At 65.5% G+C, this 13,366-nt stretch carries 17 protein-coding genes; 7 read left to right on the top strand and 10 right to left on the bottom strand.

Annotation, left to right across the window (positions count from 1 at the left end):
- Positions 1 to 12: 12 nt before the first annotated feature.
- The 4 genes from AC5RT3_RS18195 to AC5RT3_RS18180 form a co-directional block, all read right to left on the bottom strand.
- Positions 13 to 1,404 (bottom strand): FAD-dependent oxidoreductase, encoded by a 1,392-nt coding sequence (locus AC5RT3_RS18195; RefSeq protein ID WP_494051297.1) that lies wholly within the window; start codon positions 1,402 to 1,404, stop codon positions 13 to 15.
- 140 nt (positions 1,405 to 1,544) lie between these two features.
- Positions 1,545 to 2,522, bottom strand: a complete 978-nt coding sequence (gene trxB / locus AC5RT3_RS18190; RefSeq protein WP_494051296.1) for a thioredoxin-disulfide reductase — start codon at positions 2,520 to 2,522, stop codon at positions 1,545 to 1,547.
- 15 nt (positions 2,523 to 2,537) lie between these two features.
- Positions 2,538 to 2,972, bottom strand: a complete 435-nt coding sequence (locus AC5RT3_RS18185) for an arsenate reductase ArsC (protein ID WP_494124852.1) — start codon at positions 2,970 to 2,972, stop codon at positions 2,538 to 2,540.
- Between the two features lie 142 nt (positions 2,973 to 3,114).
- Positions 3,115 to 3,789, bottom strand: a complete 675-nt coding sequence (locus AC5RT3_RS18180) for an arsenate reductase/protein-tyrosine-phosphatase family protein (protein ID WP_494124851.1) — start codon at positions 3,787 to 3,789, stop codon at positions 3,115 to 3,117.
- A 46-nt stretch (positions 3,790 to 3,835) separates the two neighbouring features.
- Between AC5RT3_RS18180 and AC5RT3_RS18175 the strand changes: the two genes are divergently transcribed.
- The 3 genes from AC5RT3_RS18175 (at position 3,836) to chrA (ending at position 6,221) form a co-directional block, all read left to right on the top strand.
- Positions 3,836 to 4,576: an aquaporin gene (locus AC5RT3_RS18175; protein WP_494124850.1), complete on the top strand. Its 741-nt coding sequence runs from the start codon at positions 3,836 to 3,838 to the stop codon at positions 4,574 to 4,576.
- A gap of 71 nt (positions 4,577 to 4,647) precedes the next feature.
- Positions 4,648 to 5,016 (top strand): ArsR/SmtB family transcription factor, encoded by a 369-nt coding sequence (locus AC5RT3_RS18170; RefSeq protein WP_494010070.1) that lies wholly within the window; start codon positions 4,648 to 4,650, stop codon positions 5,014 to 5,016.
- The gene (gene chrA / locus AC5RT3_RS18165) at positions 5,013 to 6,221 is read left to right on the top strand and encodes a chromate efflux transporter (RefSeq protein ID WP_494124849.1); all 1,209 of its coding nucleotides are present in this window, start codon (positions 5,013 to 5,015) and stop codon (positions 6,219 to 6,221) included. The genes AC5RT3_RS18170 and chrA overlap by 4 nt, the downstream gene beginning before the upstream one ends.
- Positions 6,222 to 6,499: 278 nt before the next feature.
- Here chrA and AC5RT3_RS18160 read toward each other — a convergent pair whose 3' ends face one another.
- From AC5RT3_RS18160 to AC5RT3_RS18150, 3 genes are all read right to left on the bottom strand, one after another.
- On the bottom strand, positions 6,500 to 6,868 hold the full coding sequence (locus AC5RT3_RS18160) for an ANTAR domain-containing protein (RefSeq protein WP_494124848.1): 369 nt from the start codon (positions 6,866 to 6,868) through the stop codon (positions 6,500 to 6,502).
- Positions 6,869 to 7,101: 233 nt separating this feature from the next.
- Positions 7,102 to 7,242 carry a hypothetical protein gene (locus tag AC5RT3_RS18155; protein WP_494010073.1) on the bottom strand — a complete coding sequence of 47 codons (141 nt, stop codon included), beginning with the start codon at positions 7,240 to 7,242 and terminating at the stop codon, positions 7,102 to 7,104.
- A gap of 338 nt (positions 7,243 to 7,580) precedes the next feature.
- Complete coding sequence (locus tag AC5RT3_RS18150; protein WP_494010074.1) at positions 7,581 to 7,832, bottom strand: hypothetical protein; 252 nt, start codon at positions 7,830 to 7,832, stop codon at positions 7,581 to 7,583.
- A 406-nt stretch (positions 7,833 to 8,238) separates the two neighbouring features.
- On the opposite strand from AC5RT3_RS18150, the gene AC5RT3_RS18145 reads away from it, so the two are divergent.
- Together AC5RT3_RS18145 and AC5RT3_RS18140 are read left to right on the top strand one after the other, a co-directional pair.
- Positions 8,239 to 8,988, top strand: coding sequence for a TetR/AcrR family transcriptional regulator C-terminal domain-containing protein (locus tag AC5RT3_RS18145; protein ID WP_494051286.1), 750 nt, complete (start codon positions 8,239 to 8,241; stop codon positions 8,986 to 8,988).
- Between the two features lie 80 nt (positions 8,989 to 9,068).
- Entirely contained in the window at positions 9,069 to 9,413 is a 345-nt protein-coding gene (locus AC5RT3_RS18140) for a hypothetical protein (protein WP_494051285.1), read from the top strand.
- A gap of 173 nt (positions 9,414 to 9,586) precedes the next feature.
- Here the strand turns inward: AC5RT3_RS18140 and AC5RT3_RS18135 are convergent, their stop codons facing one another.
- Together AC5RT3_RS18135 and AC5RT3_RS18130 are read right to left on the bottom strand one after the other, a co-directional pair.
- Positions 9,587 to 10,168 carry a hypothetical protein gene (locus tag AC5RT3_RS18135; protein WP_494051284.1) on the bottom strand — a complete coding sequence of 194 codons (582 nt, stop codon included), beginning with the start codon at positions 10,166 to 10,168 and terminating at the stop codon, positions 9,587 to 9,589.
- A 19-nt stretch (positions 10,169 to 10,187) separates the two neighbouring features.
- Positions 10,188 to 11,336: a zinc-dependent alcohol dehydrogenase gene (locus AC5RT3_RS18130; protein WP_494124847.1), complete on the bottom strand. Its 1,149-nt coding sequence runs from the start codon at positions 11,334 to 11,336 to the stop codon at positions 10,188 to 10,190.
- A gap of 220 nt (positions 11,337 to 11,556) precedes the next feature.
- Here AC5RT3_RS18130 and AC5RT3_RS18125 point away from each other — a divergent pair, with 220 nt between their 5' ends.
- On the top strand, positions 11,557 to 12,051 hold the full coding sequence (locus AC5RT3_RS18125) for a DUF2243 domain-containing protein (RefSeq protein ID WP_494051282.1): 495 nt from the start codon (positions 11,557 to 11,559) through the stop codon (positions 12,049 to 12,051).
- A 284-nt stretch (positions 12,052 to 12,335) separates the two neighbouring features.
- Entirely contained in the window at positions 12,336 to 13,082 is a 747-nt protein-coding gene (locus tag AC5RT3_RS18120; protein WP_494051281.1) for a GAF and ANTAR domain-containing protein, read from the top strand.
- A 36-nt stretch (positions 13,083 to 13,118) separates the two neighbouring features.
- On the opposite strand, the gene AC5RT3_RS18115 is transcribed toward AC5RT3_RS18120, so the two are convergent.
- Positions 13,119 to 13,364, bottom strand: a complete 246-nt coding sequence (locus tag AC5RT3_RS18115) for a hypothetical protein (RefSeq protein WP_494124846.1) — start codon at positions 13,362 to 13,364, stop codon at positions 13,119 to 13,121.
- Between the last annotated feature and the right edge of the window lie 2 nt (positions 13,365 to 13,366).

Raw genomic sequence — 13,366 nt, 5'->3', positions numbered from 1 at the left:
GGGCTTGGGTTTTCAGTTTTCTGCGGAGCGGCCGTGGGCGAGGCCGGTGGGAAAGCCCACCAGGACCGGTTCGGGAGCGGCGCAGCAGCCGGACTCCCCGCCGGCCTCCACAGCGCCGGCTGCGGGCGGGGCAGCGGGAACATCACGGCTGGTTCCGGCATCGGTGGAGCAGACGCCGGTTTCCGGAAGTTCGAGCTGGACGGTGTCGGCGGCCTTACGGTCCCCGGCCAGGGCAGCGGCAACGGAACGGACCTGCTCGTAGCCGGTGGCCAGCAGGAAGGTGGGGGCCCTGCCATAAGACTTCATGCCCACAATGTAGAAGTCCTTGTCCGGGTGGGCCAGGAGGCTGGCGCCGTGCGGCGGCACCGTGCCGCAGGAGTGGAATTCCGGGTCGATCAGCGGGCCAAGTTCCAGCGGTGCCTCGACGGCGGGGTCCAGGTTGAGCCGGAGTTCGCGCAGGATGTCCAGGTCCGGCCGGAACCCGGTGCAGGGCACCACGACGTCGGCCTCCAGGGTGCGGCCGTCCACGGCGCCGACGGTGACGCCGGAGTCCAGGAATTTGAAGGAGCTGATGCCGAAGGCGGTGTGCAGTTCGATCGTCCCCGCCTCCACCAGGCGGCGGAGCCGGGCACCGAGCTGGCCGCGGGCGGGCAGCCCGTCAGCGTCCCCGCCGCCGTAGGTCTTGGCGGGGGAGGCGCCCCGGATGGCCCACAGGATCCTGGTATCGGGTGCCTCTTTGGCCAGGGCGGTTAGGTTGAGCAGGGTGTTGGCAGCGGAGTGTCCGGCGCCGACCACCAGGACGCGCTTGCCAGCAAAGGCCTTGCGGTCCCGGCCCAGCACGTCGGGCAGCGGAGAGGAGATGCGGGCCGCGGCCGCCTCCTCGCCGATTGCCGGCAGTCCGGAGGTGCCCAGCGGGTTGCGGGTGGACCAGGTGCCGGAGGCATCGATCACCGCAGCCACGGTGTGGTCGCGGGTATCGCCGTCCGAGTGAACCACCCGGACAGTGAAGGGGGCGGTGTCCCGGTTGCGGACGTGGGTCTTGTCCATGCCCTGCCGGGTCACGGCCACTACCCGGGCGCCGGTCTCCAGCCGCGTGGCCAGCGCCGGCAGCGCCGCCAGGGGAGCGAGGTAGTTGTCGATAAGCTCGCCGCCGTACGGCAGGGCGGTGGGCCGGGGCGCTTCCCAGCCGGATGCCCCAAGCAGCCGCACGGCTGCGGCGTCGATGTTGAACCGCCATGGCGAGAACAGGCGGATGTGGCGCCATTCCTCAATGGCCGCCCCCGCCGTCGGACCTGCCTCGAAAACCAGCGGCTCCAGGCCGCGCTCCAACAGGTGCGCTGCGGCGGCAAGTCCCACCGGCCCAGCGCCGATCACTGCAACGGGGAGGGTGGGGGTGTGCTCCATGGCGGTTCCTGTTCGTTCGTCGGTTCGTGGCCGGGTGGGGAATCAGGGGCTAGCAGCAGTCCTGATCGTCGTCGTCGCAGCAACCGTTGTCGCCGCAGCATTCCGTGTTCATTCAGCCCACCCCCTTCCTGCCCGGGTTGTCAGCTGTGGGTAGGTTCTTCGACCAGAGCTGTGGCGATGCTGTCTGCGTCGTCCAGGGCTGCTAGGTAGCGTTCGGCGTCCAGGGCGGCGGCGCAGCCGGTCCCGGCGGCGGTGATGGCCTGGCGGTAGCGGTGGTCCACGGCGTCGCCACAGGCGAAGACGCCGGACAGGTTGGTCACCGTGGTGGGGGATTCCACCTTGATGTAGCCGTCCGCGTCCAGGTCCACCTGGCCGGCCACCAGTTCGGTCCGGGGGACATGGCCGATGGCCACGAAGATTCCGGTGGCCGCCTGGTGCCGGGTTTCGCCGGAGCGGGTGTCCGTGAGGGTCACGCCGGTGACCTTGCCGTTGCCGTGGATGGCGGTGACGGCGGAGTTCCAGGCGAAATTGATCTTCGGGTTGTCCTTGGCCCGCTGCGCCATAATCCGGGAGGCCCGCAGTTCCTCACGGCGTACGACGACGGTCACCGACTTCCCGAACCGGGTGAGGAACGTGGCTTCCTCCATGGCGGAGTCGCCGCCGCCTACCACGATGATGTCCTGGTCACGGAAGAAGAAGCCGTCGCAGGTGGCGCACCAGGAGACGCCGTGGCCGCTGAGCTTCTTCTCCTCCGGCAGGCCGAGTTCCTTGTAGGCCGAGCCGGTGGCCAGGATGACGGCCGGGGCCTGGTGGGTTTCGCCGCCGCCGGTGACCACGGTCTTCAGGTGGCCTTTGAGGTCAACCGAGGTGGCGTCGTCGAACACCACTTTGGCGCCGAACTTCTCGGCCTGTTCCTGCAGGCCGTCCATCAGCTCCGGGCCTTGGATACCGCTGGGGAAACCGGGGAAGTTCTCCACCTCGGTGGTGTTCATCAGCGCGCCGCCCGCGGTGACCGAGCCGGCCAGCACCAGCGGTGCCAGGCCTGCTCGTGCGGCGTAGATGGCTGCGGTGTAGCCCGCGGGGCCGGAGCCGATGATGATCAGCTGTTCGTTCGTCATGGAGATCTCCTGGAGTTACTGGGCGTCCGGGTGCTGCGCGGGCACCAGTTCGGTGATGAGGGCTTCGATGCGGGTCCTGATTTCGTCCCGGATGGGGCGGACGGATTCTACGCCCTTGCCTGCCGGATCCTCCAGCACCCAGTCCTCGTAGCGCTTGCCGGGGAAGTACGGGCACTCGTCGCCGCAGCCCATGGTGATCACCACGTCGGAGTCCTTGACGGCCTCTGTGGTGAGGACCTTGGGAACTTCCGCGGACATGTCGATGCCCACCTCCGCCATGGCCTCGACCGCGGCGGGGTTAATCTTCTCGGCGGGCTGGGACCCGGCGGAGCGGACATCCACGGAACCCTTGGACAGGGACGTCAGGAAGGCTGCCGCCATCTGCGAACGGCCTGCGTTGTGGACGCAGACGAAAAGGACGGAGGGCTTCTTGGCTGTCTCGGTGGTCACGCTGTTCTCCTAATGATGACGTACGGCGGGAGGTGCCGTTGTGGGTGGTTGTGCTCCCGCCCGATCCCATCAGTCCCGAAAGATTGATGATGATCGATATAGGGAGTATTGCGCTACATATTGATGATTGTCAATGTATTCCTCAGGCCGCGGCGAGGCGGGGAGCCAGGTCGCTGATGCGGTATGAAATCTGCCCGAACGCCTCCTCAAAAGCCTCGGCCGTGCCCCGCCTGACGGGGTCCGGGATGGACCAGTGGACCCCCTGCAGGCCGGGAACCTCCTCGTGGGCGTTGTCGCAGACGGTTACCACGAAATCGCCATCACCCAGGACCTGGTCCAGTTGCTGCGGTGCGGCGTCGGCCAGGTCCAGCCCATGGCGTGCGGCCACCTCCAGGGCGCCGCGGGAAATCCGGTCCGCGGGATGCGTTCCCGCCGATGCGACGGGAATGCGGCTGGCCTGGCGCCAGAGGGCCGCCGCGAGCTGGGAGCGTGCACTGTTGCGGGTGCACACGAAAAGGACACGGTATGCCGTGTGTTCGCTGCCGGGAACCAGGTCCTCCAGCGACCCGGCCACCAGGCGGATGTAGCTCCGCCGCCGGTCCGCCTCGGAGCGGTGCCTCGCCGCCAGCCCCGCGTCCTGGAGGATGCGGAGGTGGTGGGCGAGCAGGTTGGATGTCATTCCCAGCTCCGCCTGCAGTTCCGACGGCGAGCGGTCGCCCAGCGTCAGCAGGTCCACGATGCGCAGCCGGCCCGCGTCGGCCAGGGCTGCATGCCTGGCAAGCCGCTGGCGGAATCCTGCACTTAGTTCAGTTTCCATTGACTCAAGTTTGACTGAGGTAATTTCCGTGGGTCAAGCTGGTTGCATGCACACACCCCAGCCTCCCCTCTGGCGCCGCGCCCTGGCCGAGCTGCTCGGCACCGGTCTTTTGGTGGCCGTCGTTGTCGGCTCGGGGATCGCGGCCCAGCAGCTTTCCCCCAGCGACGTCGGGTTGCAGCTGCTCCAGAACAGCACCGCCACGGTCCTGGGCCTGACAGTGCTCATCCTGATGTTGGGGCCGGTCAGCGGCGCGCACTTCAATCCGGTCGTCTCCCTGGCCGACTGGGCCCTCGGCCGGCGCAGCGGCAAGGGCCTGACGCTGCCGGAGGTCGGTGCCTACGCTGCGGCCCAGGTGGCCGGGGCCATCGGGGGGAGCGTGCTGGCCAACGCAATGTTCGACGTCGGGACCTCCATATCCACGAAGGAGCGCCTCACCGGCGGGCATGTCCTGGGCGAAGTGGTGGCCACGGCCGGGCTCATCCTGCTGATCTTCGCCCTGGCCCGGACCTCGCAAGGAATGCTGGCCGCCCCGGCCGTAGGTGCCTACATTGGCGCGGCTTACTGGTTTACCTCCTCCACTTCCTTCGCCAACCCCGCCGTGACGGTGGGCCGGATGTTCAGCGATACCTTCTCGGGAATTGCGCCTGGCTCCGTGCCCGGGTTCGTCCTGGCGCAGTTGGCGGGCGCCGCCGTCGGACTCGGACTCCTCCTGGCCCTCTTTCCCGCCGCCGGCCAGGCCGCCGACAACGTGGTGATCCCCCACCGCGAGGAACCGGCAGATACGTAACCCCCCACGTAGCCGGTTCCATCCCAAGACCGTTATGCCGTCACATTGATGAATGTCGATATGGCGGCATAATGGTGTCCATGACCGCTGCCCTGCCATTGACCCGGTCCGTCACGGGGACGGACCCTTCCTGCTGCCCGCCGCCCGCCGGTACAGCCCTCGGGGTGGAGGAGGCCAAGCAGGCCGCGCTGGTTTTCAAGGCACTCGCGGATCCCAACCGCGTGCGGCTGCTCTCGCTGGTGAAGGCGGGGGAGGCGGGCGAGCGCTGCGTTTGCGACCTGACCGAACCGCTCAGCCTGGGCCAGCCCACCGTCTCGCACCACCTGAAGATCCTGGTGGATGCGGGCCTGCTGCACCGTGAAAAGCGGGGCACCTGGGCCTATTATTCCGTGGTTCCGGGCGCGCTGGACCGGGTTGCCGGACTCGTGACGGCCCTGTGACGGCCACGGTTACTTCACGTGGTTCGGCGGGGGAGGTCTTCCGGGTTTTCCTGAAGCTGGGCGTGACATCCTTCGGCGGACCCATTGCGCACCTGGGCTATTTCCGCGACGAACTGGTGGAGCGCCGCAAGTGGGTGGATGACAAGGAATACGCGGACCTCGTGGCGCTCTGCCAGTTCCTTCCGGGGCCCGCCTCCAGCCAGGTGGGATTCGGCCTGGGGCTGCACCGGGCCGGACCCCTCGGCGCCCTCGCCGCGTTCCTGGCTTTCACGTTGCCGTCCGCCGCGCTGCTGGTGGCGTTCGCCGCCGGCGTCTCCCTGTTTCAGGGGGTTCTTGGTTCAGGAATCCTTGACGGGTTGAAAATCGTGGCCGTGGCGATCGTGGCGCAGGCTGTCTGGGGGATGGCGAAGGCTCTGACGCCGGACCGGGAACGGGCGTCGATTGCCGTGGTGGCGGCATTGACCGTGGTCCTGCTGGCGGGCCCGCTGGGGCAGGTGCTGGCCATCGCCGCTGGTGCACTGGCGGGCATGTTTTTTTGCCGGGCTGGGATCGGCGACGTGACGGGCACGCTGCGGTTCCCGGTCAGCCGGAGTGCCGGGGCGGTTTGCCTGGTTCTGTTCGGAGTGCTCCTGGTGGGGCTGCCCGTGCTGGCGGCGGCCACCGCTTCCGCCGGCCTGGCACTCTTCGACGCGTTCTACCGCGCCGGCGCCCTGGTCTTTGGCGGCGGGCATGTGGTCCTGCCGCTGCTCCAGGCCGGCGTGGTCAACCCCGGCTGGGTTACCCCCGAGCAGTTCCTGGCCGGCTACGGTGCAGCGCAGGCGGTTCCCGGCCCGCTCTTCACCTTCGCGGCCTACCTGGGCACGCTCTCAACCGCAGGCCCGGGCGGTGTGGCGGGCGCCGCCGTCGCGCTCGCCGGAATCTTCCTGCCCGGCTTCCTCCTCCTTGTTGGCGTGCTGCCGTTCTGGAACAGGTTCCGCTCCCGGTCACAGGTGCAGGCTCTGATGCGCGGCGCGAACGCGGCGGTGGTGGGGATCCTGGCCGCGGCCCTCTACAACCCGGTATTTACCACGGCCATCACCGGGCCCGGGCCGTTTTGCCTGGCCCTGGTCTGCTTCGTCCTGCTCATCGCATGGAAGGCGCCGCCGTGGGTGGTGGTGCTGGTGGGGGCTGCCGGGGGAGTGCTGCTGGCCATCTCCCCCCTTTGAGTTTTTGGGCAGATATGGCGACTTTAGAGGCCCGAAAGTCGCCATATCTGGACAAAGACTCCTGTGAGTCCTACAGCGGCTGGGCTGGGACTAGCTGGCAGTGGTGATGCCGGTCGTTCTGCTTGGCGAGTGACTCGAAAAAACAATTGCTCCTCGAGGGTGCATTCCCACGACTCGTCCGCGCTGGGTGGAGCGGCCGGCGTTGATCGAGGAGCTTCAGCTGGTCTTGAATGAAGCGGTCCCGCGCGTGTCTGGGAGCAGGGCTGTCGGCATTCAGGTTAAGCGTCGAAGTGCGTCTGGATCTTCGGGTCCTGGGCCAGGGATGCAATCACTGACGCTGCAACGTCACGGAGTTTGGTGTTGCGGGTACTGGAAGCTATCTTCAGGATTCTCATTGCCGCGTCCTGGCTGCAGCGGTTTTGGGCCATGACTGCCCCGGCTGCCAGGTCGATCACGGTCCGTGATTCCAGTGCTGCAGCCAGATGGTTTTTGGATTCGGTTAGTTGACTGATGCGCACGGCCAGCAGGAGAGCTTTGGATGCGTGATAGGCGTAGGACTGGACGTTTTCGATGTCCTCCCCGCTAAATCCGTGGGAGCGGGTGGAGTACATGTTCAGGCCCGCTTCCGCTTCGCCTGCCAGGACCAACGGTTGCTGGCAACTGTCAGTGGCTTCTTTTGCCGCATGAGTGTGATGCTGCAGAAGGCAATGGCAGGGTCAGACAGTGTGAGAGCGGTGAAATCGGCCAGTTCGTCCAGCATCACCTTCACGTCTTGGGTATTTAGGACGAGGTCCTGGAGGTGGTCGATGAGCAGTTCTGGCTGCAGATGACCTGATTCGTGGGCGATGATGGGATCTTTTCTCTTTCTGGGGTGAGCGTTCTAGCTGTTTCCTGTATGGACGATGCTTTCAGGGTCCTGCTGGTGCGCGGGGGCGTCGGAGAGGCCCTCGGGGGTGAGATCGAGGTCCTCGACCTCATTGTTAGTTGTTGTCTGGGCAGTGGTGTCGCTGATGTCCGTCATGACCGATATACCTTCACTTCTGGCAGGTGATGAATGATGTTGATTCTGGTTCAACGAGTGCAATGGGGCAGTTCCATCTGGAAGCCGCATTGGCAGCCTAGGACCGTGGTGGCGAGGCAGGCGGCAAGGGACTCCCTCGGGTCGGAGGGGTTATGGATGGCGAATGTCTGCATCGTGGTTTCTGTCTGCGGCGCCGGCGATGCCGTCGGCTCGCCGCAGTGAAACTATCCGTTGTCCCGGTGAACGGGGTCCTTTTGCCCTGTTGCACCAAGGGCGTATCGCCCGCGGCTGATTCTCATTGCGGGGCACGTACTGTTCGGGGCTATGGTCACAGCCGGTTACACCACGGCCTGGTAGCTGGAGAGGATGTAGTCCGCCGCTGCAGGGCCCTTCATCCGAAGATGCTGAGTAGAACCTGCGCGCTGTCGCATTGCTGCCCAGAAGGTCTCTTCGGGACGCGGTGTTTGGTGGGACATCAGGCACCAGCTGGTGTACAGGCCGTAAAGGGAGTCCCCGTCAAGAGTCGTCTCGGACTCCTGGTCACAGTAGGTGGCTTCCTGGAGGAACTGGTCAAATGGTGAATGTGCCATGACGGCTCTTTTCAACAAGGTGCAGTTGTCCACCGTTCGGCTACAGCGGTCTCAAACTCAACGCCTTGCACAGGGACATTGAGCGGAACTGCCGGATCATCGTGAGGTCTCCGGCAGGGTGAAACAAAAGGAAGGAGTTTTTGTCGTGGTGCAGCGACTGTTTGCATCGGTGCCGCTTCGAGGTCCGGGCGCGGACGCCGGAAAGATGCTGTCAGGTCTGGATCTTCGCGTTCATAGGTCTCCCAATGTGGAGAGAGCGGCCAAGTGGCCTTGCAAACCCAGATCCAGGGGAACCATGTCAACAACTTCTCTACACTGTAGACTGTAGGCGTAGAAGAGCTCGTGAGCAAGCTTACGTTTCCCGCCAAGGGCGCGGGCCTGACGCTACCAGCAGGACGGATCCTTCATGCCTTCCCCCAAGAACCCCGCCACAAGGTCAGCGCCGCGGAAGGCGCGGCTAAGCAGGGAAATCGTGCTCAGAACAGCCCTAGAACTGGTGGACTCCGAAGGCCTGGACGCGTTGAGCATGCGGCGGCTGGGCCAGGAACTCGGGTGCGACCCGATGAGTCTTTACCGGCACGCAGCCAACCGGGCAGCCCTGCTGGACGGGGTCACCGAAATCGTGTTGGACGAACTGGCGATCTTTCCCGACGACCCGGACTGGCAGAAACAGTTGCGCCGGATCGCCCACGACCTGAGGCTCTTGGCCCTGCGACATCCTAACGTCGTGCCCCTGTTGGTTACCCGTCCACTCTCCACTCCTTTAGGCCTGCGCCCGTTCGGGACAATCCGCCCGCTCGAACAAATCCTGGGGCTGCTCATAAGGGCGGGCTTCGCCCCCGCAGATGCCCTTCACGTGTACCGCGCCTACTACGGCTTTCTCTACGGCCACATCCTCAATGAACTCCAGGAATTCGTGGTTGACCCGGAAGAAAACGAAGCGCTCCTGCGCTTGGGCCTGCATCGCCTGCCGCCAAAACAGTTCCCACACCTCCGGGCGCTGGGCCCGGTCCTGGCCGACTACGACGGCGACGCCGAACTGGACCAAGGCCTCAACATCCTGCTCAACGGACTCACCTCGCAACTTTCCGTGCATCAACCCCCCGGTTCCGACAGGGTGTCAGAAGGCGGACCCCGGGGCACTCCGGGCCGGTAGGACCCATAGGCGGCGACCTGCCCGTCTCCGGCGCCGCGTTCCAGCAGTAAAGCCTCATTCAAGCAGAAGGGAATATCGAAGTGGGCTCTTCAGATATCGCTAGATTCCAAGGAAGCTTCAATGTCATCAACGGGCTGTGGCCGCTGGTGCACATGCGCAGCTTCGAGGCGGTTAGCGGACCCAAAACCGATAAGTGGCTGGTTCGAACGGTTTCAGGCCTGCTCATCACCGTTGGCCTGGAGCAAGTCCGTGCAAGCTCCCATGCAGAAGGTGTGATCACAGCCAAGCGCCTTGGCGTTGGGACAGCTGCCACACTGGCAGCCATTGACTTGATCTACGTGGCCAAAGGTCGGATCAGCAAGATATACCTGCTGGACGCCGCCGTCGAACTACTCATCATCCGGCGTTGGCTGATAAAAACCTAGGCCGGGTCCGCCCCGCAGCCGCGAGGTTCCGGATGCGAGAATCCCCCCGCCGGCAAGGAAGACCGCCGGGAGGGGTTGCCGTCGTTCCTGTCCGGGCGTCGACAGCGTCACTCCTTGGATGAACCGACGTGCCATCCTCAGGTGGGCAGCCGAGCATAGAAGCGCCGGCGAGGTTAGCGGCGGCGGGTCAGCGCGCGCACCGCGGCCGCGGCCCCCAGCCCGGCCAGCACCCAGGGCCCGCCTACCAATAGCGGATCGATCCACTGGTGGTTCACGTCCGCCCGCTTCTTCCCCAACCGGGAGCCCAGGCCGTCCCGGGAGAACTCGCTGAGCACCCCCGTTTCCGTCACGGGGTTGTCCGGCCGGGCGGAAGCCAGGGACTTCAGGTGGTGCTCCCAGGCGTCCACCCGGTCCGCGGCGATCAGCAGCAGCCAGTGCGCGGCCCGGCCCTCGCTGTACTTCCGGTAGGCAAACTTCCGGATGGCACCCGAGACGCCCTTGGGAGGAGTGGAAGTCCCGAACACGGGCGTGAGCATGGCATGCTCAATGGACCGCTCCCGGGGCCAGGACTCCGGCTGCCGTTCCGGAAAGTCCCAGTGCGCCCCGGTTTGGATGCCGGGCTGTTCGCGGGGGTAGGACGGCCGGTCCGCCGGGTTTAGGTCCGCTCCCCAGCCCGGAATGCGTGCCCGCAAAGCGTCCGCGGTTTCCCTGGCGCCGGAGTTTCCGGCAATATATGGCGTTGCTGTCTCAGACATGGACTCTTCCCTTCAGCATTCAGGACGCGGTGGCGACGATGAGGGGCTTGATGCAGTCATCGAGCTTGGCGGAGAACATGTGGTACCCCTCGGCGATGTGTTCCAGCGGGATGCGGTGGGTGACGATGTCGCTGGGCTTCAGGTACCCGTTCCGGATGTGCTCGAACAAACGCGGCCACTGCCGTTTCACCGGGCACTGGTTCATCCGCAGGGTCAGCCCCTTGTTTACGGCGTCACCGAATTTCACAGCACTGAAAATCGGCCCGTACGCGCCCACCACGGACACGGTGCCGCCCTTGCGGACGGAATCGATGGCCCAGTTGAGTGCAATGGGGGATCCGCCCTGCAGCTTCAGCTTGGTGCCGGTCACGTGCTGGAGGAAGTTGCCGTCCGCCTCGGCCCCCACCGCATCAATCACGACGTCGGCGCCCAGGTAGTCGGTGGCTTTCTTCAGGTGCACCACAATGTCGTCGTACTCCGCGAAGTTGTACGTCTCGGCGTGCGCGAAGGTCCGGGCCTTCTCCAGCCGGTATTCCAGGTGGTCGATGACGATCACCCGGCCGGCGCCCATAAACCAGGCGGACTTGGCGGCGAACAGACCCACGGGCCCGGCGCCGAACACCGCCACCGTGTCGCCTTCGACGATGTCGCCCAGTTGGGCGCCGAAGTAGCCGGTGGGCAGGGCGTCGGTGAGCAGGACCGCGTCCTCTTCGTCCATCCAGTCGGGAATCTTCGAGGGCCCCACGTCCGCAAAGGGGACCCGCACGAACTCGGCCTGGCCGCCGTCGTAGCCGCCGCAGGTGTGGGAGTAGCCGTAGATGCCGCCCACCGCCGTCGCGTTCGGGTTCACGTTATGGCAGTTTGAATACAGCCCGCGGGAGCAGAAGTAGCAGGACCCGCAGTACACGTTGAACGGGACCATCACGCGATCGCCCACCGTCAGGTTCTGCACCGAGGAACCCACTTCGTGCACCACGCCCACGAACTCATGCCCGAACGTCATGCCCACCCGCGTGTCCGGCATCATGCCGTGATAGAGGTGCAGGTCGGAGCCGCAGATGGCGCCGGTGCTGACCCGCACGATCGCATCGTTGGGGTGCTCGACTTTGGGGATGTCTTTTTCCTCGACCCGGATTTTGTATGGGCCGCGGTAAACCATTGCTCGCAAGGGTGCCGCCTCAATGTTGGCTGGCAGTGGGAAGGTCCCGTCATGCAGGAGCCGCCCCTTGGCTCGAGGTCCCACCGCAGTGCTTCACAGGCTTCCATCTCCGGTGCAGGTGGTCAAGGTCCTTTCAGCGGTGGACTTTGGGAGGTCCGCGCCGGTTAGCGCGTACGACGGGGGGTAGGGACTAGGTGGACAGGGCACCTTACCGAGGGGGAACAGGGATATGTCACGAGAGACCACCGTCCAGCGCACCGCATCAGCGGCTGCGGCACCCGCGTTCGTGTTCGGGATGGGCGTGGGCGGCTTCGTGGACGGAATCGTGCTGCACCAGCTGCTGCAGTGGCACCACATGCTCAGCCACACCGAGCCCGGCAACACCAAAACCGTGGCCGGGCTGGAGCTGAACACGCTGGCGGACGGGTTCTTCCACAGCGCCATGTGGGTGCTGGTGGTGGCCGCCGCCGTGTTGGCCATCCGGGCTCGGCGGCAGGGGCGCCTGTCCCCGAGCTGGAGGTTCCACACCGGGCTGGCCCTCGCCGGCTGGGGCGTGTTCAACGTGGTGGAGGGCCTGGTCAACCACCAGCTGCTCGGCATCCACCATGTCCGTGACGATCTGGGCGGGCCCCTTGCGTGGGACCTGGGGTTCCTGGGCCTGAGCGTGGTGCTGGCCGCCGTCGGCTGGTTTTTGTACCGGAACGGCAGGCAGCGCCAAGACTAGCTGGCCACGCGCATCTCAATCCGTGGGTCGCAGAAATCACGACGGCGGCGGGCCGGCCTGGGTGCCGCCCCGGGAGGCGGGCGTGAAGCGGAGCGAGAAGAGTTTTTGTCCAGATATGGCGACTTCAGTGGTCCGGAAGTCGCCATATCTGGACAAAAACTCGGGGGGTGAGGGGGTGGATTTCGGGCGTAGTCTTGGGGGAAAGGCTCTCTCTTTCCCTCTCTTGGGCAGCATGGTTCGCGCCTTGTGCCAGGGCAGGGTGCGAGTGCAAGGAACTACCAGGAATGGGGCCCGCCGTGGCCGAAGAACTGATGTGGGATGCGGGACACGGCCGCCTGGGCGAGTTTGTGCTTGCCAGTTCCCAGGTGGAGGACTTCCTGCACGATCTTGCCGTCTTCGCGGCCAACGACCTGTCAGCCCCGGACTCCGTTGTCAGCTGCGGAATTACCCTCGTGCGCCACAAGAAGCCCACCACAGTCGCCAGCAGCGACGACCGGGCAAGGGCAATGGACGAGGTGCAGTACCAATCCAAGGACGGGCCCTGCTTGACGTCCATCCGGGAGGGCGTCACCGTGCACGTCCCGGACCTTGTGAATGACGGGCGCTGGCCGGACTATGTCGCGGCGATAGGCGACGACAAAATCAACTCCGTCCTCGCCGTACCTTTCCTCGCCGAGGGCGGGGCCAAGGCAGCGCTGAACCTCTATGCCGAGGGAAGCCATGCGTTCTCGGACGAGGCCATCCGCCGGGCCGAGGACTTCGCCCTGCATGCCAGTACGTCCCTGCGCCTGGCACTGCGGATCGCGCAACTCACTGACAACAGCAACGACCTCACCGAGGCCATGAAATCCCGGACCACCATCGATCTCGCCGCCGGCGTCATCATGGCCGAGAACAGGTGCAGCCAGGAGGTTGCAATGGACATCCTCAAGAAGGCGTCGAGCAGCCGCAACATCAAGCTGAGGGATGTGGCTGCGGCCGTACTTGCATCCATCAGCAATGAGATGGTCTACACTCACTTTGATGCCTGAGGGCACCGGCGGGCCCCGGGCTGTCAGCGGGGTAACTCAAGACACCTCGTCCGCGTAGGGGGCGTGCAGTGACGGGGTCCCGGCCACCATCTCGTTTGCCGCCATCGCCAGCAGGTCGCGTTCGGTGGCGGGCAGGGACAGCATGCCTTCCACGTAGGCCTGGACCTCGTACTCGCCGGCCGAACCGGTCATGCCAAAATACTGCAGCCACAGTTCACTGATGGTGATGTCGGCTGCCTGCAGAACCTCCATGAGTCGGCTGCGCTGTTCCGGCTCATGCATGT

The organism is Arthrobacter sp. Y3221159 (genome assembly GCF_059089885.1).
Note: the sequence above shows the minus strand (reverse complement) of the source record. Positions and strands in the feature narration are given on the sequence as shown.

Coding starts and splice junctions, on each gene's coding strand:
- AC5RT3_RS18195 (WP_494051297.1), bottom strand. CDS start 1,404: ATGGAGCACACCCCCACCCTCCCCGTTGCAGTGATCGGCGCTGGGCCG.
- trxB (WP_494051296.1), bottom strand. CDS start 2,522: ATGACGAACGAACAGCTGATCATCATCGGCTCCGGCCCCGCGGGCTAC.
- AC5RT3_RS18180 (WP_494124851.1), bottom strand. CDS start 3,789: ATGGAAACTGAACTAAGTGCAGGATTCCGCCAGCGGCTTGCCAGGCAT.
- AC5RT3_RS18175 (WP_494124850.1), top strand. CDS start 3,836: ATGCACACACCCCAGCCTCCCCTCTGGCGCCGCGCCCTGGCCGAGCTG.
- AC5RT3_RS18170 (WP_494010070.1), top strand. CDS start 4,648: ATGGTGTCCATGACCGCTGCCCTGCCATTGACCCGGTCCGTCACGGGG.
- AC5RT3_RS18155 (WP_494010073.1), bottom strand. CDS start 7,242: ATGACGGACATCAGCGACACCACTGCCCAGACAACAACTAACAATGAG.
- AC5RT3_RS18150 (WP_494010074.1), bottom strand. CDS start 7,832: ATGGCACATTCACCATTTGACCAGTTCCTCCAGGAAGCCACCTACTGT.
- AC5RT3_RS18145 (WP_494051286.1), top strand. CDS start 8,239: ATGCCTTCCCCCAAGAACCCCGCCACAAGGTCAGCGCCGCGGAAGGCG.
- AC5RT3_RS18135 (WP_494051284.1), bottom strand. CDS start 10,168: ATGTCTGAGACAGCAACGCCATATATTGCCGGAAACTCCGGCGCCAGG.
- AC5RT3_RS18125 (WP_494051282.1), top strand. CDS start 11,557: ATGTCACGAGAGACCACCGTCCAGCGCACCGCATCAGCGGCTGCGGCA.
- AC5RT3_RS18120 (WP_494051281.1), top strand. CDS start 12,336: ATGGGGCCCGCCGTGGCCGAAGAACTGATGTGGGATGCGGGACACGGC.
- AC5RT3_RS18115 (WP_494124846.1), bottom strand. CDS start 13,364: ATGCATGAGCCGGAACAGCGCAGCCGACTCATGGAGGTTCTGCAGGCA.